This window comes from Oceanobacillus halotolerans (assembly GCF_010993955.1).
Classification (GTDB): Bacteria; Bacillota; Bacilli; order Bacillales; family Amphibacillaceae; genus Oceanibacillus_A; species Oceanibacillus_A halotolerans.
In genome coordinates this window covers 38,914-62,814 of the sequence record NZ_WIXL01000009.1, presented here as the reverse complement: position 1 = coordinate 62,814, position 23,901 = coordinate 38,914, and the positions used below count along the sequence as shown (strand labels likewise).

Sequence of the window (23,901 nt, the reverse complement as noted above, 5' to 3'; positions counted from 1 at the left end):
CTCTTTTTTTATCCTAACTATTACCAATTAATTACTTGATAATTTGTAACAAAGGCTGTTTTCTAAAAGATTGTTGCTTTCTAGTATGAAACGTCTTGCATATAAGATGGATTATACGCAATAGCTTAGCTATGAATACCGCTACGGAAATATACTTCGCTTTCACCAGGGGCATAAGTGCGACATCTGTTCAAACTATTCGTTTTCACAGTGTCTACTTTACCGCAGGCGGCTGTTGAGCCTCCTAGTGCTACTCGTCTTTAGGGGTCTCACCTATGCCTCTTCGACGAACAGGACGTTCTAGTGTCGGCGTTGGTCACAGGACGTGACCGACGTTAGCCGACGAACTGCAGGAGTCTGCGTATATTTTCTTCGAGTTATGCACTATTTCACTTCTTATCAATGCACTACTAGTACAAGGCTTGATTGGAGCGTAGAACAGTCGACTCCTGCAGGAAAAGCACGTGTCCGAAGACCCCGGAGGAAGTGGTCTTCTTCCGAGGAGGCTGAGGCCGTGCCTGCGGAAAGCGACTGTCCGTAGCGAAAATCAATGTACAACTTTATTGCGTATAATATACATTATGCGTCGTAGAAAACAACAAAGTATGCGTAAAGAGCCATAATAAAAGAAAAGAGGAGGAATCAAAATGAAATGGCAAGAAGTAAGAAAATTGTACCCAAGTCAGTTTGTTTTAGTTTCCATACTTGATTATCATTTGGCCAGTGATAAGAAAATTGTAGATGAAGTTGCACCTATACGTACAATTCCAGAAGAAGAAGAAACAAAGAGTTTTTTAAGGTAGAGGAAGGAAATATTGTTTATCATACATCCAATGATAATTTGGTCATTCATCTACGTGGAGACCCAATGGTTAGGGTGGCCAAATGCTGGCTGTTCGGCGATTATGAGCTCATGGCAGATTTAGCACCTTGTTCGGTGGAAAAAGAGCTATAATTCAGCGAAAATACCATATGTTCAGCACTTACTTTCACATTTACTGTTTTACCCTCACGTAAAGACTACCAATTATGGTATGATAATAGAAACAATTCAAAATTGGAGGTAGGTCAAATGAGTGAACAAGTACTGGGCTATTTGAAGGAAAATCGCGAACAATTACTAACGAAGTTGAATGATTTTTTGGCTATTCCGAGTGTAAGTACGGATAGTGTACATAAAAATGATGTCAAAGAAGCAGCTTCCTTTCTAGAAAAATACATAAACGATATAGGGTTTGACCATGTAGAACAACAAGATACTGGTGGTCACCCAGTAGTATATGCGGAATATAACCAAGCAGGTCCTGATGCACCAACCGTATTATTTTATGGACATTATGATGTACAACCAGTTGATCCTTTAGATCTGTGGGAAAGTGATCCATTCCAACCTGAAGTACGGGATGGCCGTTTATATGCGCGTGGTTCCAGTGATGATAAAGGACAAGTTTTCATGCACTTGGCTGTTTTTGAAGCGTACATGCAAACAGAAGGCAAATTGCCGTTAAATGTAAAAGTTTGCATCGAAGGGGAAGAAGAAATAGGTAGTGAAAATCTATATAAGGTATTACAAGAGAAGCAGGACCAATTCCAAGCAGATTTTGCAGTCATTTCGGACTCAGGTATGATTGCTCAAAACCAACCAACGATCTTGTATGGATTAAAAGGTTTTACAGGTATCGAAATTAATGTAACAGGTCCTGATCATGACCTACACTCAGGTATGTATGGTGGAGCTATTCGAAATCCACTAATGGCGTTAAGTCATATTATTGTTTCAATGAAAAATGAAGATGAAGTTATTACAGTTGATGGATTTTACGATGGTGTCGAACCCTTAACAGAAGAAGAACGAAAACTAATTGCAGATGTAGAGGGAGAAGATTATAAAGCGTCGGCAGGAGTTAAAGAAACTGCTTCAGAGAAAGGCTATACTGCCAAAGAACACACAATGGCAAGACCAACATTTGAAGTAAATGGCATGTATGGTGGTTATCAAGGAGAAGGCACGAAAACGATTATCCCATCAACAGCAACTGCAAAAATAACTTGTCGTCTTGTACCTGGACAAGATCCAGAAAGAATTCAAGAACGTTTAGAAGAACATGTACACAAGGTAGCACCAGCTGGTGTAACGGTAGATGTAAAAAAAGAAAAACTATCAGCTAAAGCATATAAGGTTGAACCAAACCATCCATTGATTAAAAGTGCAGCCAAAAGCTATACAAAAGCCTTTGGCAAAGAAACCGTTTATGTTCGAATGGGAGGATCAATCCCAGTGGTAGAGTGGATTGAAGCAATCTATAACATGCCAATTGTATTGCTTGGATTTGGTACACCAGATGACCGTCTCCATTCACCAAATGAGAGCTTTCCATTGGATAGCTTTGATAAAGGGATGGAAACATTAGTGTATTATTGGAAAGAAGTAACTCAATCATAGTTTTTGGAAACAGCCTCTTGCCGTTTGATGATGCAAGAGGCTGTTACTTTTTATCTAGCTATAACTGACAGGCTTGGTTCGCGAGCAAGGTGAATCGAGGTTAGTTGTCAGTACACAAATGAGTATGAAAATAGATGAGAAGCGAATCGAGGTAGTTTGTCAGTACACAAACGAGTGTGAAAATCGATGAGAAGTGAATCGAGGTTACTCATCAATACACATCCAAGTATGTAGATCAGCCATTATTTAATTGAGATTACTCATCACACCATTCACTAACCTTATCAAATTGTTCAGACATATCTCGAAATTTCGTGTATAATGGAAATAGTTTCTTATTATAGCAAGATAAAGAAAAAGGGAGAGGAGATATGTTTAGAAGGTATGTACTACCTACTATCCTTTTATTTCCATTATTGTTTACAGGGTGCAGTGAAGAAATAGAGAGATTTACCGTTGATAGCCCTGTGAAAACATATGCCATGCAAAAAAAGGCTGAAATATCAATTGAACCAGATCCAGTTTTGAAGGTGGAACCATTGGATGTTCCACTCATTAATCAAATGGATCCCCCACGATTATATAATGGCTGTGAAGTGTCAAGTTTGGCAATGGTATTAAATTATCATGATTATGAGGTCACAAAGAATGAATTAGCGGACCAAACAAAAGTGGTTCCGTTAACTTATGAAAATGGTTTAAAAGGAAATCCTAATGAGGGATTTGTCGGGAACATGGCAAATGGACCTGGGCTATCTGTTTATAATGGCCCGATATTTGAAGTCGCACAAGAATATGTAGGGAATAGAGCGATTAATTTAACAGGTAGCACAATTGATGAAGTATATGACTATGTTGCACAAGGGTTACCAGTATGGGTGATAACAACATCTAATCTAGTTCCAGTTAGTGATTTTGAAACATGGGATACGCCAAAGGGTGAAATAGATGTAACCTATAGTGTCCATAGTGTTGTGGTAACTGGTTATGATGAGGAATCTGTTTATGTCAATAATCCATATGGGTTTAAAAATCAGCAAGTCGATAGAAGTTATTTTGAAGAAGCATGGGAGCAGATGGGAAGCCAAGCTATTGTCATAACAGACGAATAGGAAAGGATATTGTACTCAACAAATATTTCATGGAGGGGTATAGATGAAAGTAGCAATTGTAACAGGGGTATCAAAGGGCTTAGGTGAATCATTAGCACGTTTGTTCATCGAATCTGGTATTCATGTAATCGGTGTGTCACGGAGTAAGAATGAGGAGTTAGCATCGATCGCTGAAAAAAACCAAGTAACATTTAAGCACTATTCATGTGATTTAGGAGATTTAAATAGTGTAGAAAATACGTTCCAAGAAATAAGTGATCATCTTTTTTCAAAACAAATACATACAGTTTACTTAGTAAATAATGCTGCTGTTCTAGATCCAATTGACCAAGCGATGAATATAAAAGGAGATGCCCTATCCTATCATGTACAAGTAAATACAGTGGCACCTATGGTTATAACAAATTTATTATTACGAAAAGCAACAGATAACAAAGTACCATTAATGGTCGCCAATGTGTCTTCTGGTGCTGGTGAAAGACCTGTTTATGGCTGGAGTGCTTATTGTAGTACAAAGGCAAGTATTAATATGTATACCAAAACCATAGCATTAGAGCAAAGCGAACTAGATACAGCTAATAAAATAATTGCCTTTAGCCCAGGGGTGATGGATACAGGAATGCAGGAAAAAATCCGATCCAGTTCACAAGAATCTTTTATGGAAGTAGATAAATTTAGAGAATATAAGGAAAAGAATATCTTAAAAGATACCGATACAGTTGGTGGTGTTTTGATCGATATCTTGACAGATGAGTCTAATTTAGAAAGTGGCACCATTTATAATGTTCAAGATTATTTATAATGTAATGTACAGGTCGTATAGGAGTATACTCCACATTCGCCCTACCGAATTTGCTTCTGTTGCATAGGGTGTAGTATGCACGACAAATTAGGGAGGGATTTTGAATGAGTCATGTAGAAACAGGTTATGGTTATGGTTCTGGCTTTGCATTGCTAGTCGTTCTATTCATCTTGTTAATTATAATTGGTACTGCTTATACAGGTGCTGGTGCTGGCTATGGTGGCTACGGCGGATATGGCGCTGGTGGCTACGGCTATGGTGTTTATTAAAAAATAGAGATAAAAACATGCAGGGGAGTGAGCCCTCTGCATGTTTTTTTAACTCGTTAGGAAAATATAAAATTTTAGTCGACGTGGTTAACATTTTCATGTCCCAAATTCGTTAGGGAGTAGCGAATGCGCATTTTTCTAAAGACTTCGATGATCATCATTACGTAACTTTCGGTATAGTAACCAATGAACAATGGTTATTCCAATTACTAAAAATACGAAGAGAATAAGGGAAGTGATGTAAATACCTTGTATGGTGTCTCTATGCCACAATAGTAGTACAACAATACCAACTATTCCAACCTCGATTAGTAACGAAATCAATCCAATAATCCGTGCCTTAAATACTTCCTGTTCATCTGTCCAATTTAGTTTTGGCTGTAAAAAGTCTAGATAGGTACCTGTTGCACTAGTAAACCAGCTTGCTACTAAAGTAAGCAGTAACCAGACAATGATATGGATAGTTGGTAAGTGAAAAATAAATACAAAAATAATTAAGAATAACGCGATCGTTAGTAAATTAATTAGCCATGCAGTCATGATCTTATAGTGAAAAATATGCTTTGGGTTTAAGGGCAGAAATAGATTTGTATCCCAGTTTTTCCCCTCACGTGATAGGTTAGAAATTGCTGTTGTATTCGCACCTAAAATAAATACAGCTGCAATAAATAGGATTAAAAAGCCCTTTTTCTCACTAAACATATCCATAAACCCACTTAATGAATTTGTATCAAATAGTAATAGGACCACTAAAAATACAGGTCCAAATAAACTTTGAATAATACACTGCATTAAAAAGGTTGGGGTTCGGATGATTGTGCGCAACTCTTTTTGTGTATAGGTGACCCAAACTGGTTGTTGTTTGATCTTTTTCAAGAGTTTGGCCTCTGGTACTTTTCGTTTTGTTCCACTATTTACGCCTAATAGTCCTTTGAAATAAATGAGCTGTCCGAGCCATAAGAATAAGAAAAATCCTGCAATACTAAGTGCAATAATACCGAGAAAATAAAGTAATCCTGCCAATGATGGGATAATTGCTAAAGCTTTTGAACTAAACCATGCAGGTGGATAGATGGCAGTGATCATTTCTAAAAGACCATCCTGCTGTTGCATAAACGTCGTGATCTCTTGCATAATTGCATCATTATCTGTATTTAAACGAACAACAACATTTATCCCAATGATAAACCCTAACATCAATATGCCTGCAATGATTTTGGAACGGTCTTTATTTTTAGCTATATTGACAAAGCGCATGATGGCCATTAGTAAAATGGATGCGATCGTAAATGGAATAACAGGTATTAGAATAAATAAGACCAAGCCGATAAGATAATAGAAAAATGATGCACCACTAACATTTCCGTAAAAGAAAAAAGCCGGGATAAATAGAACACTTGCTGTCAGGTACAAATAAATAAACGGACCTGCTGCTTTGGCCACTAATATTTGGTATGGTTGAAACGGAAAAGGTATGAACGATTCAATGTCTTCTGCAAAATAAAAGGAATTTAGAACGGTTACCACACTCACAAAGAATAAGAAGATATGAACCATCATAAATAATAGACCTAAGATTAAGGATTCTTGTCCAAATGGATGTAAGGCCTGGTACAACGTATTAATGAGATTTCCAACTGCATTTAGTAAAAGGATAATAGCTGGGGATAAAAGAAAAAAGGCAACAACGTATAAGGCAATTTCCTTCTTTTTACCTGCTTTGGAATATTGCATTTTTAGCATGGTTTTCGTTAATAGCCATGTTTTATTCATCATTTGTCAACTCCAAAAATACTTCCTCTAAAGATTGATTGGTTTGAAATTGTTCCCGCATCTCCTGCATATCCCCATAAAATATTAATTTTCCATTATTAATAATCGCAACAATATCACACAACTGTTCCACTACTTCTAAACCATGACTCGAAAAGAAGACGGTATTCCCTTCACTAGCGTGTTGGCGCATCATTTCTTTTAACGTATAAGCTGATTTAGGGTCAAGCCCTGTTAGTGGTTCATCTAAAATCCAAATATCTGGGTCATGTAACAATACCCCTGTTACAATGATTTTTTGGCGCATTCCGTGTGAGTAGGTTTGAATATAAGCATCTAGATCATAATAAATATCAAATTGTTTGGTGAGTTTTTCAATTCGCTCTCGTCGTATGTTTTTTGGGACATCATATATATCCCCAATGAAATTTAAATATTCTATTCCTTTTAAACGTAAAAACATATCAGGATGGTCCGGTACATAGCCAAAGATTTTTTTCGCCTCGAGTGGATTTTTTGCTATGTCATAGCCATCAATCGTGATCGCCCCTTCATCTATCGGCAGGATTCCTGTCAACATTTTAATGGTAGTCGACTTACCAGCACCATTTGGTCCAAGAAACCCGACTATTTTCCCATCTGGTATCGTTAAGTTCAAAGAATCAATTGCACGCTTGTTGCCTGCAAAGTGTTTACTGACATCGTTAATTTCAATCATTGTCATCGCCTCATTTCTCAAATTATGATACACTTTAAAATGGAACAATTTGCATGATGCATATGTATAGATAACTATGGTACGTATTTTAACATATAATAGGATAGTTTGAAGCTTGATAGAAAGGAAGAAAATGATGATTACACGAAAAAGTAAACGAGAAATTGAAAAAATGCAAAAAGCTGGTGACTTATTAGTTGCTACTCATAAAGAAATTGCCAAAATGATAAAACCTGGTATCACAACGATGGAGATTGATACCTTTGTGGAGGAGTACTTAGCAAAACATGGTGCTACACCAGAGCAAAAAGGATTTAGTGGTTATCCTTATGCGACTTGCGCATCCATTAATGATGAAATTTGTCATGGATTTCCAAGAGAAGAGAAGCTAAAAGATGGTGATATCGTTACAATCGATATGGTTGTCAATTTAAATGGAGGATTAGCTGATTCTGCCTGGACATATGCAGTCGGTAATGTGGATGAAAAAGGACAGAAACTATTAGATGTAACAAAAACATCGCTTTATAAAGGGATCGAACAAGCACAAGTTGGTAGTCGAATTGGCGATATTGGCCATGCTATTCAAACGTATGCAGAAGGGGAAGGGTTCTCAGTAGTCCGTGATTTCACAGGACATGGTATTGGACCAACAATTCACGAGGAGCCACATATTCCACACTTTGGATTACCAAACAAAGGTTTACGTCTTAAAGAAGGAATGGTAATCACCATTGAGCCGATGATTAATGAAGGTGCTTGGCAAAGTAAAATGGATTCGAATAATTGGACAGCTAGAACAGTGGACCAAGGTCGCTCTGCACAATATGAGCATACGCTTGTGGTTACAAAAGATGGTCCATTAATCATAACGGACCAAGATAACTAGATAAAGTTGGGGGCGTTAGTCTATGCGGGTTGTATCCATTTGTCCGAGTAATACAGAAATTGTTGCCTATCTTGATAAAATTGATCTCCTTGTAGGAGTGGATGATTACTCTGATTGGCCGCAAGCAGTCAATGATTTACCTAAGGTTGGACCAGATCTATCGATTGATATGGATAAAGTAGCAGCATTAGAACCCGATATGGTGCTAGCATCTTTAAGTGTGCCGGGAATGGAGAAAAATATTGATGAATTAGAAGCAAAACAACTTCCTTATATTATTTTAAATCCAAATTCATTGGAGGAAATTGCGGCTGATATCAAACGAGTTGGTGAAGTTTTAGGATTTGAAGAATTAGGCGAAGAGAAGGGGAATGCATTTCTTCACGAAGTGGAGTCTTTTCAGGAAAAATCTTCCACGACGACCAAAAAGCCAACGTTGTATTGGGAGTGGTGGCCAAAACCTATTTTCACTCCAGGTGAGGTTAATTGGTTAACTGAAATCAGTGCCCTTGCTGGATGTGAAAATGTTTTTGCCGATGAACCAGTAGCCAGTGTGCAAACAGACTGGGAGGATGTAAAAAGAAGGGACCCCGATCATATATGCATGGTCTGGGTAGGGGTCAAAGAAGAGAAAATGAACCCTGAATTAGTTCGAAAACGTCCCGGTTGGCATGAGATGAAGGCTATTCAACAGAATAACATACACGTATTGGAAGAATCCCTTTTTTGCCGGCCATCACCAAGATTACTAGAAGGATTACAGAAACTCGTGCTCGTAATTGATTCATAAGAGAGGTTATCTCGTGGGGTAACCTCTCTTATTTTATGGGATTAGGTGGTTTGCGCTTAAGTTGGTTATTTTTGCGCTCAAGTTCACAATTATTTGGCTCAAGTTCACAATTTCGATGCCTAAGTTCACAAATCTCACGCTCAAGTTCATCATCATATAGCACTCATCTTGTCGCCACATTTGGAGGTCACGCAAATTTAACTTCTTCTCAACGATTTTCCGCCGAATATTATCGTAATGATCGGACTTAACAAACAGAAGAAGGCAAATGGTAAATAAGCTAGGACTGATACTCCGAGTACATCAGCTACGAATACACCTGCAACACTCCAAGGAACAATTGGATTAATAACAGTACCAGCGTCTTCTAGTGTTCGGGATAAAGCTTTTCGGGATAGACCTATCTTTTGATAAACCCCTTTATATGTCTCACCTGTAAGCATAATAGATAAATATTGTTCCCCAATTAAGACATTCACACCTATTGCGGTTGCTGCCGTTGAAGCGATGACACTGCGAATACTAGTTAATTTTTCTTTGAACGAATTCAATAAAGAAGGGACAATTCCAGTTACAAATAGTAACCCTCCAAAACCTAGTGCCAATAGCACAAGCGAAATGGTAAATAGCATACTGTTAATGCCCCCTTTTGATAGCAGGTCATTAACAGGTTCAAAACTAGTAGTACCCGTAAAACCGTTAAACCAAATATCCCAAATTTCTTGCCAAAGAAAGCTGTTTGCCATCCATGCAACAAGGCTTGCGATGATTCCACTTGCTGCTAGTGCAATTAATGCTGGTATTCGAAAAATGGTAAAAATAATTAATACAATAAATGGAATCCAGGACGACCAATGAATTAATGCAGCTTCATCTAAAGCATCCTGATAAAGCTTGACATCTTGAAAGGAAGCTGATTCATTAGGCGATAAAATGATAAAGATAATAAATGAAATAATAAATGCTGGAATCGTTGTAAGACTAATATGTTTAATGTGATCAAATAAGTCAACGCCTACAATAGATGAAGCAAGGTTCGTCGTATCAGATAGTGGTGACATTTTATCCCCAAAAAATGCACCTGAAACAATAGCACCAGCTGTAATGCTAAGTGATGCATCAATGGCTCCTGCAATCCCGATAAAAGCTACTCCAATGGTTGCTACCGTGGTAAAGGAACTGCCAAGCGATATCCCAATAATGCCAGTAACGGCAAAAATAATTGCATAAAATCCTGTACTTCCTACAATGGAAAATCCAACATTCATGAGCGCAGGAATGGTTCCACTCATGATCCAGCTACTAATTAATATTCCGATTAAAAAGAATAGAAAGATAGCCCCCATCCCAGTTTTTGCACCAGCAATCATTCCTGCTTCCAAGTCGGAAAAGGATATACGTTTACTTAATCCGTAAACAAATAAGAATAAAATACCAATTAAAATAGGAACATGTGGAACAGTCTCCAGTCCAATGATAAAATAACTAATAAACCCCACAATGACTATAAAAATGATAATAGACTCTGAAAAACTAGGGTTATGCTTCGGTGTAATTGGAAACATGATTTTTCCTCCTTTTTAATGTTATCTCTTTGTTGTTTAACATCCCTTTATTAAAAAAAGCTCCATCCCTATCTAATAGGGACGAAGCTTCACTCCGCGTTACCACCCTGGTTGTTAAACGCCTAAACGTCTAACCACTCATTCGCATAATCCTCCTGAGAAGATGAATGTGTAATTCAATAACTCCCTCACCAGAGCTTGCACCACCCGCTCTGTCTCTTTTTGCTGTTTGGAAGTAATCTACTCCGCATTCGGAGGATAATCCTATACAATTTTCACCCTTAAAAAACAAAGCTGTTTACTAAAAGTTTGTTGCTTTCTATTATGAAATGTCTTGCACATAAGATGGATTATGCGCAATAAAATAGTTCTGTTGATTTCCGCTCCGGACAGTCGCTTTCACCATGGGCATAAGTGCGACATCTGTTCAAACTATTCGTAGGCGCTGGCCGGTGAGAACGCCACGTCCTGTGGCTCCATCGGAACTAGGACTTCCTGTCCGTCGAAGTTAGACATCGGAAGCAAATACCGCTTCCTGTTCAGATCTAGCTGCGTGTTTTTTCCGCAGGAGTCGACTGTCCTACGCTCCAATCAACTACTGTATTAACAATAATAGCAAATGTTGATCATATCAGTGGAGGAAAAACACGTAGACTCCTGCAGGAAAAGAGGCCTAGGTGAGACCCCTAAAGACGAGTAGCACGAGGAGGCTCAACAGCCGCCTGCGGAAAGCGAAGTGTATTTCCGGAACGGGTAAACACTCTAAACATCGCCTTAACTTATTGCACATAATATAAATTATGCGTCGTAGAAAATAACAACGTATGCAAAAACAAACCAAATTAAAAAGCTCCATCCCTATCTTAAATAGGGACGAAGCTTAACTCCGCGTTACCACCCTGATTGTTAGGCCTATAAATGCCTAACCACTCATTAACAATCCTCTATTCAAGATGAATGTGTAATTCAATAATTCCCTTACCAGAGCTTGCACCAACCGCTCTGTCTCTTTTTGCTGATTAGGAATAATCTACTTCGCATTCAGAGGATATTCATATACAATAGAAAATGATATTATTGACTATACAGCTTATGCATATGTAAAGTCAATAGTGATTTACCAATTGGAATATATTTATAATTAAGTTTAAACAATTTTACATAAAGAGGGAGTAGGAGAATGGGGACGAATATAGCAGAAAAACGAAAGACATCGCCATCAATGCAAATGGTTCAACGTGGGATGGCGGTTGGTTTTCCAATTATGCTTGGTTATCTGCCAATTGCGCTTACATATGGAGTTTTGGCCAAACAAGCAGGGTTAACCTTAACGGAATTGACGTTGATGAGTGTGATGGTCTTTGCGGGAGCAAGTCAATTTATGGGTGCAAACATGATTGCAGTAGGTGCTGGTGCGTTTGAAATTATTGTAGCAACATTTGTGTTGAACTTCCGACATTTTGTGATGAGTTTATCATTTATGAATCACCTAAGAGATATTGGACGTAATTGGAAAGTTCCCTTATCATTAGGATTGACAGACGAGACATTTGCTGTTTCTGCTTTGCACACAAAAGAAGCAAAGGAAGAAAAAGGTATATTATTTTACACAGCATTAATCTTAACGGCTTACATAGCATGGGTTCTTGGGTCGTTATTAGGTGGTTTACTAGGAGAAGTGATACCAGAACAACTTAGCCAAAGCATGGGAATTGCACTGTATGCTATGTTTATTGGCCTTTTAGTACCATCCGTGAAAAAAGAATTAAGAGTAGGATTAATTGCAATTATTGCCATGCTAATTAATGTCATTTGCAGTCAGTTTATGAGTGAAGGCTGGGCGATTGTCTTAGGCACTGTATTGGGTGGACTTAGTGGTGTGTTCTTGTTGAAAGGGGAGAAAGAGACGTCATGATTATTGCTATTATAATTGGTATGTCATTAGCAACAATGATTCCAAGGGTTATCCCAGCATTCATCGTAGATAAGCTGCAATTTCGTGATTGGATTAATCGTTGGCTTAATGCGATTCCCTTTGCAGCATTAGGAGCACTCATTTTTCCGGGAATATTAACGGTTGTACCAGATAAGCCCTATATTGGTTTAGTTGGAGGTATTGTAGCAATTGCCTTAGCTTATCTTGGTTTAAACGTTATCTTAGTCGTGATCGGCTCCATTGTAACCGTATTTCTATTTACCATGTAAAGATAGATGAAGACAGTTTAAGTAGGGGGCGAATAAATATGTTTGCGATTCGAAAAGCAAGATATGAAGATGCTGAGGCAATTGCAAATATCCATGTTAAAACGTGGAAAAGTACCTATACGGATTTATTAGAAGAACGAGATTTATCTAATATGACGTATGAAAATCGTAAGGCATTGTGGGAAACTATATTACGTATTCAACGAGAAGAACAAGCTACATATGTTATTTATAATGAAGAAAAAATAGTTGGATTTATCTCGGGTGGTCCTGAGCGGACGAAGCGTTTTGCCTACGATGCAGAGATCTATACAATTTATTTGTTAGATGACTATCAAAGAAAAGGACTGGGTGCACGATTGTTAAAAGCATTTGCCCAGTCTATGAAAGAACGTGGACATCAGTCACTTTTAGTATGGGTATTAAAACAAAACCCATCTAGTCGTTTCTATGAACGTTATCAAGCAAAACCAGTTGGCCAAGAGGATACAACGATAGGAGAAGGGATCTATCAAGAAACCGCATATGGATGGAAGGATATCGAGGAGTTATTAGCATTATTAGAGGGTGTATCTGAGAGCAAAAGCTAGAAACACCTAGAACACATCCTTGCAATAAAACATGTGTTGCTTTCACACTTCTAGTCAAATATATTGGCGCTTTTCGCATTTGTTACTTTCTTAAATTCGCATCTTCTATATAATACGTCGTAATATAGCAGCCTTGGTTTCCGCTCCAGACAGTCGCTTTCACCACGGGCATAAGTACGACATCTGTTCAAACCGTTAAGTATTATACAAAAAAGAAACAATCTTTGATAAAACTTCCATTATATTTTAGACGCTAAAAATGGCGATCCAATTGTGTGCTTTAATGTATACGAAAGGATCGCCTTTATTCTTTTTCAAAGGGTTCGATATGAATATGGGCATGCATAATATTATGTTTTTCTGCCAAGTAGTTTTCGATACGGTCTGTAATGGCATGACTTTCCTGCACGTTTAACGTTGGGCTAACTAAAATGGTAATATCTATAAAAGCTTGGTTTCCGTGGATACGTCCTTTCACATCTAAAACCTCTTTGACATCTGGATCGTTTTCCACACTTTCTCTAATACGTTGAATTTGCTTTTCATCAAACCCGTCTGTAAGCGTATGTGTGGAATCTTTGAAAATGTCCCAAGCTGTTTTACAAATGATTAATCCAACAAATAAACCAGCCAATGGATCTAACCATTGCATCCCAAATTGAGCACCAATAATACCAATAAATGCACCAATACTTACAAATGCGTCTGCACGATTATCCTGTGCGGCGGCATAAAGAGCACTACTTTGAACTTTACGAGATAATCGTAAATTATACCCATATACGAAAAACATAATGACTGCTGCACCTAAAGCTGTCCACGCTGTTAACATGCTTGGCTGTATGGTTTCTGGATCAAGCATTGTTTGGAATGTGCCTACAATTACTTGTATACCAACTGAAACCATAATAAATGCAGCAAATAAAGAGGCAATTGTCTCTGCTCGATAATGACCATAATGGTGGTCTTCATCTGGTGGCTTTCGAGAAATTTTCAAGCCAATTAAAACAGCGACAGAAGCGACTACATCTGTAGCATTATTTAACCCATCTGCGCGTAATGCCTCTGAACTACCAATAGAAGCAATTAATAACTTTGCGACCGCTAAGAAAAGGTAGGATATGATACTAATCCATGCACCTTTTTCGCCTCGTTTTAAATTATCTGTATGATTCATGGATGATCCTCCATTTATTCATTCCCAAATTAGTCTACCAAAGTAGTATATGGTGAGTCTAATGATCCATACAAAGGATTCCCTATTATTGGTGTATGCAAACTTGTCACTCTTGTCACCACACAAGCATAAAAAGAGGAAGAAAGGATATAGTAAGTGCTGTAAATTAACATGCAAAGGGTGACGTTGGATGGGACATAGAGCAAATGCAGATGATCATGTACAGGCTAGACGGTGGATCATAATTTCCCTCGCCTCCATTCCACTTATTATGACGTTAGGCAATTCCATGCTTATCCCCATTTTACCGTTAATGGAAGAAGAGTTAGGCATTTCCAAATTGCAGTCAAGCTATATCATCACTGCTTATTCAGTAGTTGCGATTATTTTTATCCCAATTGCTGGCTATTTATCCGATCGATTTGGTCGAAAGATAGTCATTATTCCATCCCTGTTGATAACTGGTATTGGTGGAACCATAGCAGGATGGGCGTCTTGGAAAATGGATGACGCTTTTGTTGTGATTTTAATTGGCCGAATACTTCAAGGTTTAGGTGCTTCAGGAGGAGCTCCTATTGTATTACCATTAGTTGGAGACATATTTCGCAATGATAAAGAAGCAAGTGCAACACTTGGAATTGTTGAAACAGCTAATACAGCTGGAAAAGTACTTAGCCCTATATTAGGTGCACTGTTAGCTATGGTTGTTTGGTTTTTACCATTTTTCTCTATACCTGTTTTTTGTCTCATCTCTGCAGTGCTTGTTCTGTTTATGATTAAAAAGAAATCTAACGGAAATGAAATGGATAAAGATTTTCATGCTTATTTAGAGATGATTAAGGATGTCTTTCGAAAGCATAAGCGGTGGCTTATCGCAATTTTTGTGATTGGTGCCATTTTAATGTTTGTGTTATTTGGTTTTTTATTTTATTTATCCAGTATTTTAGAGGATAATTATGGCTATAAAGGTGTTTGGAAAGGCGTATTACTAGCCATTCCATTATTAGCACTATCCATCACAGCATTTATAACTGGGAGAAAAATAGAAGACGATCTAAAAGTAATGAAGTGGGTTACCTTTATTGGGATTATTTTATCAGGCTGTTCGGTGGCTATTATTCCATTTATGAATCATCCAGCATATTTATTAACGGTGTTTTTTATTTGTGGAACTGGAATTGGAATGGCCTTACCTTGTTTAGATGCATTCATTACGGAAACCCTTGATAAAAAAGTGAGAGGGATTATTACATCTATCTATAGTGCCATGCGGTTTATTGGTGTTGCAGCAGGACCTCCAGTGATAGCAATACTGATGAAACATACGATAAGTTGGATGGCGAGTTTGTTATGCCTTTTTGCGTTAATTGCTGGATTTTTAGCTTATCGGAACATTGACCCCGAATAAATTTTAATTTTTTCTTGAAATTATTCTAAAAATTTAGGATAATAGAAAAAAGGAACAAAGGGGCGTGTTCCATGCGCAAGCAAAAAGTATATTACCGATATTTTCGGTATACGGGTAATGTCCTTCGTGCCAAGCGAGAAGTACCATTTGAAATTAGATTCACTTCACGATTAGTACTAGATGAGATCTGCTTTTTTTGGAATAAAACGTATATCCAATCACGCTTAAATGATGCTATTGATCAAAAGAATGTGGATGAATTTATGCGATTAAGCGAGTTGTATAGGCAATATATATGGGAGTAACTCCACTCAACATGAGTAGCCTTACCTCTCTTTGGTAAGGCTATTTTTTCACAATACATAGTAATTTTTGTCTGACTATGAGGAGGAATGGGATGAGCGCACAAACAGAAACAATCGCACAACAGCAAAATCAGATATTATTATATATTTTAGTGTTCTCCATGTTTTTAGGTATTGGTGCGGAGTTAGTGGTTGGAGCACCGATTGCAAACATATTGGCTATTGGAATTGGTGGTGGGATTTGCATTATCTTGATGACGCTTTTTCATCTCAAACAGATCTTTCCTAAAATAGTTCCTTACATAGGTGTTACTTGTATAGCAGGAATTTCTGTTGTTGTTATTGAAAGTTCAGATTATGTAACGAATATGCTATTTGTTTTTTTTCTGTTGGCAGTTGCAGCATTATCGTTATCACTTCGCGTATTAATTACTGGCGGGATATTAGGAATACTAGTTCTCACCTATTTTGTCGTGACAAAAGGAGATATCATTGGATTTGATGGCCGTGCTACTACGATTACGATTGTCTTTTTTACATTGGTTGCTGCTGTAATGGTCTTTCAAGTCCTTGTTACAAGAAAATTAATTATACGTGTTCAACGAGCACTGGCAGAAAGTGAAAAACGTGCTGATGAAAATGAAAAACAAAAACAAATGATCCAGATTAGTGCAAATAAATTACAGGAAAATATGAATGTAATCGAACAAGACAGTAATTTGAATGCACAAGGGATGCAAGAAATGCGTCATGCCTTCCAAGAAATTGCCTCGGCAAGCCAAACACAGACGGAGACAGCAACAACGATTTCATCCAATACAGATGAAACAAATACCCGTTTGGAAAAAATGTTAACTTCTTTCTCAAGAAGTACGAAAGATGGAGAAGAGCTGAAGGCATTATCGGAAACAAGTCAAGGATCGATGACACAACTAGTAGAAATGCTAGATGGATTCCAAGCATCATTTGAATCATTACGCGTGAACATGGAACATTTAGTACAAAAAATGCATGAAAACAATCAGTTTACGACAAAGATTCAAGATATTGCAGAGCAGACAAATCTATTAGCATTAAACGCAAGTATTGAAGCAGCACGTGCTGGTGATGCAGGTAATGGGTTTGCAGTTGTTGCTGGTGAAGTACGAAAACTAGCAGAAGTTTCACAGCAAACTGCCGAGCAAATCAAATATAATTTAGAAGCAGTAGAAGATGATGCAAAACGAACACAACAAGAAGTGGATCAAAATACCGTTAAACTTGTACAAAGTGCACAAAATGCATTTGATGCTAAAAACAACTTTGTAAAAATAACGGCACAACTAACTAGTTTCATTCAATATTTAGGCTATTTACGTAATGAAGCGAAAGAGATACAAGGATCTTCTGAAACAATTGACAAATCGGTCGATCATTTGGCATCGATCATTGAAGAAAATACAGCTACCATTGAAGAATTAGAAGCTGTAGTAGATCAACAAACGGATCGTATGGGTAATTTGGCAACTGCCATTGAAGAGACGAATCAAACGGCAGCTACACTAGAAAAAGCCTAATTGCTTTGTTGGTGATTCAAAAATCTTACTACGTATTACAATGACGTTTTTCGCTAATATGCTGGACAATAAGGAAAGCGTAGGTGTTTTTGTTGAAGCGAGATAAAAAAGTCTTTAGTTGGGTGTTGTATGACTTTGGAAATTCAGCATTTGCGACAACGATCATGGCTGCAGTCCTGCCTGTATTTTATTATGATGTAGCTGCTGTTGGCTTAGAGGAAAATCTTGCCACTAGTTATTGGGGTTATTCCCAATCGATTGCAGTGTTAATCGTTGCGGTATTAGCACCAATTTTAGGTGCAATAAGTGATTACTCCGCAGCAAAGAAACAGTTCTTACGCTTTTTTGCATTTATGGGGATTATCGCAAGTATTTTATTGGCATTTGTCGGAGAAGGAGATTACATATTAGCCTCCATCCTATTTATTATTGGAACAATTGGTTTTACAGGTGGAAACGTTTTTTATGATGCCTTTCTTCCAGAGATAGCAAAAGGGGAAGACATCGACAAAGTATCCTCAGCTGGATTTGCATGGGGGTATATTGGTGGTGGCTTATTATTGCTGATTAACGTTTTAATGATCATAAATCCTGGATGGTTTGGTCTTCCAAATGTGACATCAGCAAGTCAATTATCGTTTGCCTCTGTAGGTGTTTGGTGGTTTATCTTTTCTCTTCCACTTTTAAAAAACATAAAAGAGGAGACAAAGCAGCAACCGAAACGGGAAAAATCGTATCTTCGGATTGGTTTTTCCAGAGTAGCGACTACATTTAAGGAAATAAGGCAATATAAGCATTTATTGCTCTTTTTATTTGCTTTTTGGATGTATAATGATGGTATATCCACCATTATTCGGATGGCAACCATTTATGGAAGAGACATAGGAATTGATCAAAATGCATTAATTATTGCTTTACTCATTACACAGTTTGTTGGAATCCCGTGTACCTTCTTATTCGGATGGCTTGCTACGAAGATATCCGCTAAAAAAGCATTAACATTTTCCTTATATGTCTATTTAGGTATTGTTATTTTGGGCTATTTTATGTCGTCTGCACTTCATTTTTATTTATTAGCGATTTGCGTTGGATTTGTCCAAGGTGGTGCACAATCCTTAAGTAGGTCCATCTATGGTAGAATGGTTCCAGCAAATAAAAAAGCAGAATTCTTCGGGTTTTATGGGATTTCTTCTAAATTTGCAGCTGTCTTTGGTCCATTTTTATTTGGTTTTGTTGGTCAGTTGACTGGTAATAGTCGTTTTGGCATTATATCCTTAATCATTTTCTTTATTATTGGCATTGTTCTATTGAAATTTGTAGATGTAGAAAAAGGAATGAGAGATGCTGAAAATATGGCATGATAAGGACTGAACAATTAAAGAGGTGATCATACATGAACATTAATAAATTAAGGCGTACGTTGTACATGTTTTCACGAGTTTTAGGAGATATAAATGCTGTCAAAAAAGGAAAGGTAGGAAAAAGAGTGGGACGACGTGTAGCTGGGAGAAGCACCGGCAAAATGTTGCGTAAGCTGTTTAAATAGTTTTTTTCCTTATACGTTAGAAGAGTGGCTTCTAACGTATAAGGAAAAGGCTCTTTTGGCATACACTTTGTTGTTTTCGACGACGTATAATGTGTTTTATGCGCAGTAACATTTAGCTAAAATTACCGCTACAGAAAAACATTTCGCTTTCACGCTCTTTGTGCCCCTGGTGAAAGCGAAGTATTCTGCTGGAACGGTAAGTTACGACGCATCATATAAAAAGATCCATAAAAAAAGGTCAGGCTACTTGATGAAAGTAGACCTGAGCCTTTTTTGTAAGAGTCGTTTTAAGCAGTTTCTTATATAATTGGATCAGCATATTGATTTTCTAATTCAAGTGCTAAAGGTTCCCCAGTATCGTAGGAAATATCTCCAATTAATTCGACTAAACGTTGTTTGGAAACTTCACTACCATTCTCCCAAAATTTAATCAACTCTCTTAATAGCACACTTCCCTCAACACGTGCCTGATCATATAATTCAATAAAGCTGTTGTTAGAAGGTTTATTGGTTGCTGAATGATACCATGTTGTATGATTTTCATTAAGATCATCGATATCATCCTTAATTGGTTGATGAGAGAAAGCGCCAATTAAAGATCCAAAAAGAGCATTTTTCCAACCATATGGATCGGCTAGTATTTTTAATGCTCGTTTCATATCACGATAAGCTTTTTGGATGTAGGCAGGAGATGGTCTATTTATTTCTGGATAATGTTTCGCAATTGTCTTATGTAACATCATAGCCAGTTCCTCTTGTAAATTAGACCCAACATCGATTTCTTTATAGACTGGGACTTTCCAAGTGTTTAAATTATAAAATTTATGCATCATTTTCGTATCAATACGTACTTCTAATCTCTGATGGTTATTCCCCTCATATCCTGCACGGAAATGGATGTATGGGTGTGTCTGACGATCAAGAATGTGATGTGTCACAAAACCGAACACATAGGCTTTCACACGCGAATTCGCACTTTTTGCTTCTTCAATTAAATCAATTAAAAATGCACCACAATGCTTCGTGTGCAATAATTTCCCTATTTCATGTATTGGTTCGTCTTTAACCCAAGGCCAAAAATTGTAATAAAAAAATGGATCTGGTCCTTGGGCACCCAATTTCATATATGCCTCATCTTGTGAAAAGGGGTATGAGTGTCCAATCGAGTCGACAACTTCTTCACAAAAAAGCATATGCGTCCATATATTCGGCATATTTGTTCCCCCTTTACGTTTTTTGAAAACCTGTATGCATTATCGCTAGATGTTATTCTCGTTTACTTTTTTTATTATAAAAGAAAACTCAATCAATATGGGGGAAAAGTACTTACAGTTTTGTGTCAATCTGTAGTATTTCGAAATTTTTAATGAAATAGCCATTTATTATGGATTTGTTAGAAGTATATGATTAAGCTATTCTCTAAAGTTTGGTACAATAGATAAGGATAATGAATCAAGTATACATAGGGGAGGAAACATAACATGGATTACCGCATCGAAAAAGATACACTTGGAGAAGTAAAAGTACCTGCTGATAAATATTGGGGTGCGCAAACCCAACGCAGCAAACAAAACTTTCCAATCGGAAATGAAAAAATGCCCCAAGAGGTTATTGAAGCATTTGCTATTCTAAAAAAGAGTGCTGCAAAGGTAAACAGTGAATTAGGTTTGTTGGAAGAGAAAAAGGCAGAAGCAGTTGCATATGCAGCTAATCAAATTATAGAAGGAAAGATTACGGAACATTTTCCATTAGTAGTATGGCAAACTGGAAGTGGAACACAGTCCAACATGAATGTGAATGAAGTGATTGCATATGTAGGAAATGAGTGGCTAAAAGAACAGGGTAGTGATGTTACCCTTCACCCAAATGATGATGTGAATAAATCCCAAAGTTCCAATGATACTTACCCAACTGCGATGCATGTAGCGTCTGCTTTAAAAGTGGAAGATACCGTACTCCCAGCATTACGCACGTTAAAAGGGACCTTAAAAGAAAAAATGGAAGCGTTTAATGATATCGTTAAAATTGGACGAACTCATTTACAAGATGCAACGCCATTAACATTAGGACAAGAAATAAGCGGTTGGCATCGAATGTTAGAAAAATCGGAGAAAATGCTAGAAGAGAGCTTGCAATACTTAAAAGAGCTTGCGATTGGTGGAACAGCAGTTGGAACAGGGTTAAATGCACATCCTGAGTTCTCGGAAAAAGTTTGTAAGACAATAAGTGAACTAACAGGTAAGACGTTTGTCTCCGCTCCAAATAAATTCCATGCGCTAACAAGTCATGATGAAACGGTATATGCGCATGGTGCATTAAAGGCGTTAGCGGCTGACTTTATGAAAATTGCAAATGATGTTCGTTGGCTAGCAAGTGGTCCACGTTGTGGGATTGGTGAAATTACCATTCCAGCAAATGAACCTGGAAGCTCGATCATGCCAGGCAAAGTAAACCCAACCCAAAGTGAAGCTGTTACAATGGTTGCTGCTCAAGTGATGGGAAATGATGCAACGATTGGCTTTGCGGCAAGCCAAGGGAATTTTGAATTAAACGTATTTAAACCAGTTATCGCCTATAACTTCTTACAATCCTGTCAGCTTTTAGCAGATAGCTTGCTATCCTTTGACGAACGCTGTGCAAAAGGAATTGAACCAAATCATGAACAAATTGAGAAGTATTTAAATGATTCGTTAATGCTCGTAACTGCGCTAAACCCTCATATTGGGTATGAAAATGCAGCCAAAATTGCAAAAACAGCATTTGCGAATAACTCAACACTGAAAGAGACAGCAGTTGAATTAGGATTATTAACTGCTGAAGAATTTGATCAATATGTTAATCCAAAAGAAATGACATATCCGAAATAAGTTACCCCCTGAGATTCGAGGGATAAATTTAAGAAACACGTTATTTTTCAACTGAATAATAACGTGTTTTTTTATAAAGATAAAGTATAAAAAGTTGGCCTCATTACTGTCTTATATAGGAAAGGCCACGTCCAGCTTCGAGCGATTGACGTCCTAGTGCTGGCGTTGTCACAGGACGTGACGATTTTAGCCAGTGAGAGCGATTGACGTCCTAGTGCCGATAGACATAAGGACGCACGAGTTTTCATCGGCCAGCGCCTACCCCCTCGAGGTCATAAGCCAATCCACATTACGCGCAAAAAGCGCCATGTCGAGGCTTGGCTTATGCTTGGCAGATAAGAAACAAAACGTTCTTACTGCATAAGTGCAACTAAGGCTTTCGCCATAAGAACTTGGCGAAAAGCCTAGTTTTCTAATCGGGGGTGATCAAGGCGCTTCTAGCTTTTGTTCGTAGATCAATGGACTTTTACTGAACTAATTGATGATATTGGCATCGATAAGTGGCCTCGAGTCATTTTTGGAAGGAATCCAGTCTAAAAATGATTCTGATAAGCGGTCTCGTTACATGTTTGGAAGGAATATGGCAGTAAATATCGCTGATAAGTGGGTCTCAGTTCACTTTTGGAGGAATACTAACTAAGAATGTCACTGATAAGTTGTCTCGATTTACTTTTGGAGAAATACAAGTTCAAGATGTCACTGACAAACCGTCTTAGTTAACGTTTGAGGAATTTCCACCTCACTATGCTCAGCTCACTTTTATAAAAATCCGAGCTGACTTTTAACCCATAACGTTTACTCCTCTTATATGTCCATAAAACACTAATTATGGCACCTAAAATAAGTCTAATTCTCCTATTTTAAGATTTTTTAAGTAACCTCAAGTCCTGCCATGCTAACTTTTAGCCAAACAAACACAATTTACCAGTACTTATTTGTGATAAGATTGGCCGATCTACAAACAATATGGTTACAGAGGAGGTGATAAACATGGCTAACAACAACAGTAACAATTCAAACCAATTAGTCGTGCCTGGTGCTGATCAAGCACTAAACCAAATGAAAACAGAAATTGCACAAGAGTTTGGTGTGAACTTAGGTGCAGATACTACTTCTCGTGCAAACGGTTCTGTTGGCGGTGAGATCACTAAGCGACTAGTTCAAACTGCTCAACAACAATTTAGTGGACAACAACAATAAATAATGATGGCTTCTTAGGGGAAAAACCCTATCTTGAACAAGAGGGAATGTCTATATGACGTTCCCTCTTTTATTGTATACAACTTTTGTATAAACGTCAGGAACAGTCACATTCAACTTCCAATTTATTCTTGTTTAATAAATTTATTGATAGCTTTTGCCTTGGTGGAAAATTTATACTGATTTTACCAATTAATTTTTATTTTGATTTATAAGTATACATGAAAGTTTACGTTTGTTATAGTAAGCTTAGGCTTGAAAACGAAGGAGGAAATTATTTTGCCAAACATGTATGATAGTGCATATGATCTTGAAAAAGCAATTCGCGAAAGTGATGAATTCCAAGATCTTAAAAATGCTTACGATGCAGTAATGAATGATGAATCTGCAAGACAAATGTTCAATAACTTCCGAGATACACAGATGGCACTTCAAGAAAAGCAAATGCAAGGACAAGAAATTTCGGAAGAAGAAGTAGAAAAAGCAAGACAAGTTGTAGAACTTGTTCAACAACATCAAGATATTTCGAAGTTAATGGAGACGGAACAACGCCTTAATGTTGCAATTAATGATATTAGTCGTATCATTACCAAGCCATTAGAAGAACTATATGGCAATGGTGAAGAAACAAACGAATAACTTCTGCTATACATAAGACTCGTAGAAAGGATTCTGCGGGTCTTTCA

General features: G+C 37.5%; 21 protein-coding genes and 1 pseudogene. 17 read left to right on the top strand and 5 right to left on the bottom strand.

Annotated elements, in window-relative coordinates; all coding sequences use genetic code 11:
- The first annotated feature begins 647 nt into the window (after nucleotides 1-647).
- From GHC26_RS16135 to GHC26_RS15945, 5 genes and pseudogenes are all read left to right on the top strand, one after another.
- On the top strand, nucleotides 648-803 hold the full coding sequence (locus GHC26_RS16135) for a hypothetical protein (RefSeq protein WP_318937003.1): 156 nt from the start codon (nucleotides 648-650) through the stop codon (nucleotides 801-803).
- Nucleotides 804-1,072: 269 nt separating this feature from the next.
- Nucleotides 1,073-2,443 carry a dipeptidase gene (locus tag GHC26_RS11220; RefSeq protein ID WP_163971371.1) on the top strand — a complete coding sequence of 457 codons (1,371 nt, stop codon included), beginning with the start codon at nucleotides 1,073-1,075 and terminating at the stop codon, nucleotides 2,441-2,443.
- Between the two features lie 482 nt (nucleotides 2,444-2,925).
- On the top strand, nucleotides 2,926-3,555 hold the full coding sequence (locus GHC26_RS11215; RefSeq protein ID WP_226376923.1) for a C39 family peptidase: 630 nt from the start codon (nucleotides 2,926-2,928) through the stop codon (nucleotides 3,553-3,555).
- A 43-nt stretch (nucleotides 3,556-3,598) separates the two neighbouring features.
- Nucleotides 3,599-4,357 (top strand): (S)-benzoin forming benzil reductase, encoded by a 759-nt coding sequence (locus GHC26_RS11210; protein ID WP_163971369.1) that lies wholly within the window; start codon nucleotides 3,599-3,601, stop codon nucleotides 4,355-4,357.
- 104 nt (nucleotides 4,358-4,461) lie between these two features.
- Nucleotides 4,462-4,554 (top strand): annotated as a pseudogene (locus GHC26_RS15945) (YjcZ family sporulation protein); the annotation flags it as partial.
- 210 nt (nucleotides 4,555-4,764) lie between these two features.
- Here GHC26_RS15945 and GHC26_RS11200 read toward each other — a convergent pair.
- Nucleotides 4,765-6,402: a putative ABC transporter permease subunit gene (locus GHC26_RS11200; protein WP_163971367.1), complete on the bottom strand. Its 1,638-nt coding sequence runs from the start codon at nucleotides 6,400-6,402 to the stop codon at nucleotides 4,765-4,767.
- Entirely contained in the window at nucleotides 6,392-7,117 is a 726-nt protein-coding gene (locus GHC26_RS11195) for an ABC transporter ATP-binding protein (protein WP_163971410.1), read from the bottom strand. The genes GHC26_RS11200 and GHC26_RS11195 overlap by 11 nt, the downstream gene beginning before the upstream one ends.
- A 136-nt stretch (nucleotides 7,118-7,253) precedes the next feature.
- Here GHC26_RS11195 and map point away from each other — a divergent pair, with 136 nt between their 5' ends.
- Both map and GHC26_RS11185 read left to right on the top strand, forming a co-directional pair.
- Nucleotides 7,254-8,006, top strand: a complete 753-nt coding sequence (gene map, locus GHC26_RS11190; protein ID WP_163971366.1) for a type I methionyl aminopeptidase — start codon at nucleotides 7,254-7,256, stop codon at nucleotides 8,004-8,006.
- 22 nt (nucleotides 8,007-8,028) lie between these two features.
- Nucleotides 8,029-8,796, top strand: coding sequence for a cobalamin-binding protein (locus GHC26_RS11185; RefSeq protein WP_163971365.1), 768 nt, complete (start codon nucleotides 8,029-8,031; stop codon nucleotides 8,794-8,796).
- Between the two features lie 197 nt (nucleotides 8,797-8,993).
- Here GHC26_RS11185 and nhaC read toward each other — a convergent pair whose 3' ends face one another.
- Nucleotides 8,994-10,361, bottom strand: a complete 1,368-nt coding sequence (nhaC, locus tag GHC26_RS11180; RefSeq protein ID WP_163971364.1) for a Na+/H+ antiporter NhaC — start codon at nucleotides 10,359-10,361, stop codon at nucleotides 8,994-8,996.
- Nucleotides 10,362-11,541: 1,180 nt separating this feature from the next.
- Here nhaC and GHC26_RS11175 point away from each other — a divergent pair.
- The 3 genes from GHC26_RS11175 to GHC26_RS11165 are packed head-to-tail and all read left to right on the top strand — an operon-like array spanning nucleotide 11,542 to nucleotide 13,156.
- A complete protein-coding gene (locus tag GHC26_RS11175) occupies nucleotides 11,542-12,276 on the top strand; it encodes an AzlC family ABC transporter permease (RefSeq protein WP_163971363.1) in 735 nt (244 codons plus the stop codon).
- The gene (locus tag GHC26_RS11170; RefSeq protein ID WP_163971362.1) at nucleotides 12,273-12,566 is read left to right on the top strand and encodes an AzlD domain-containing protein; all 294 of its coding nucleotides are present in this window, start codon (nucleotides 12,273-12,275) and stop codon (nucleotides 12,564-12,566) included. Before GHC26_RS11175 ends, GHC26_RS11170 begins: the two co-directional genes overlap by 4 nt.
- 38 nt (nucleotides 12,567-12,604) lie before the next feature.
- Complete coding sequence (locus tag GHC26_RS11165; RefSeq protein WP_163971361.1) at nucleotides 12,605-13,156, top strand: GNAT family N-acetyltransferase; 552 nt, start codon at nucleotides 12,605-12,607, stop codon at nucleotides 13,154-13,156.
- A gap of 304 nt (nucleotides 13,157-13,460) precedes the next feature.
- Here GHC26_RS11165 and GHC26_RS11160 read toward each other — a convergent pair whose 3' ends face one another.
- Nucleotides 13,461-14,333: a cation diffusion facilitator family transporter gene (locus tag GHC26_RS11160; protein WP_163971360.1), complete on the bottom strand. Its 873-nt coding sequence runs from the start codon at nucleotides 14,331-14,333 to the stop codon at nucleotides 13,461-13,463.
- Nucleotides 14,334-14,523: 190 nt separating this feature from the next.
- Between GHC26_RS11160 and GHC26_RS11155 the strand changes: the two genes are divergently transcribed.
- From GHC26_RS11155 to GHC26_RS11140, 4 genes are all read left to right on the top strand, one after another.
- The gene (locus tag GHC26_RS11155) at nucleotides 14,524-15,741 is read left to right on the top strand and encodes an MFS transporter (protein ID WP_163971359.1); all 1,218 of its coding nucleotides are present in this window, start codon (nucleotides 14,524-14,526) and stop codon (nucleotides 15,739-15,741) included.
- 71 nt (nucleotides 15,742-15,812) lie between these two features.
- Nucleotides 15,813-16,046 carry a hypothetical protein gene (locus GHC26_RS11150; protein ID WP_163971358.1) on the top strand — a complete coding sequence of 78 codons (234 nt, stop codon included), beginning with the start codon at nucleotides 15,813-15,815 and terminating at the stop codon, nucleotides 16,044-16,046.
- Between the two features lie 92 nt (nucleotides 16,047-16,138).
- Nucleotides 16,139-17,602, top strand: a complete 1,464-nt coding sequence (locus tag GHC26_RS11145) for a methyl-accepting chemotaxis protein (RefSeq protein ID WP_163971357.1) — start codon at nucleotides 16,139-16,141, stop codon at nucleotides 17,600-17,602.
- A 92-nt stretch (nucleotides 17,603-17,694) separates the two neighbouring features.
- A complete protein-coding gene (locus GHC26_RS11140; protein ID WP_163971356.1) occupies nucleotides 17,695-18,963 on the top strand; it encodes an MFS transporter in 1,269 nt (422 codons plus the stop codon).
- A gap of 484 nt (nucleotides 18,964-19,447) precedes the next feature.
- On the opposite strand, the gene GHC26_RS11135 is transcribed toward GHC26_RS11140, so the two are convergent.
- Nucleotides 19,448-20,362 (bottom strand): zinc dependent phospholipase C family protein, encoded by a 915-nt coding sequence (locus GHC26_RS11135; protein ID WP_163971355.1) that lies wholly within the window; start codon nucleotides 20,360-20,362, stop codon nucleotides 19,448-19,450.
- A gap of 267 nt (nucleotides 20,363-20,629) precedes the next feature.
- Between GHC26_RS11135 and fumC the strand changes: the two genes are divergently transcribed.
- From fumC to GHC26_RS11120, 3 genes are all read left to right on the top strand, one after another.
- A complete protein-coding gene (fumC, locus tag GHC26_RS11130) occupies nucleotides 20,630-22,015 on the top strand; it encodes a class II fumarate hydratase (RefSeq protein WP_163971354.1) in 1,386 nt (461 codons plus the stop codon).
- A 990-nt stretch (nucleotides 22,016-23,005) separates the two neighbouring features.
- Nucleotides 23,006-23,215 (top strand): alpha/beta-type small acid-soluble spore protein, encoded by a 210-nt coding sequence (locus GHC26_RS11125; RefSeq protein ID WP_163971353.1) that lies wholly within the window; start codon nucleotides 23,006-23,008, stop codon nucleotides 23,213-23,215.
- A gap of 279 nt (nucleotides 23,216-23,494) precedes the next feature.
- Nucleotides 23,495-23,854, top strand: coding sequence for a YlbF family regulator (locus GHC26_RS11120; protein WP_163971352.1), 360 nt, complete (start codon nucleotides 23,495-23,497; stop codon nucleotides 23,852-23,854).
- The last annotated feature ends 47 nt before the right edge of the window (nucleotides 23,855-23,901 follow it).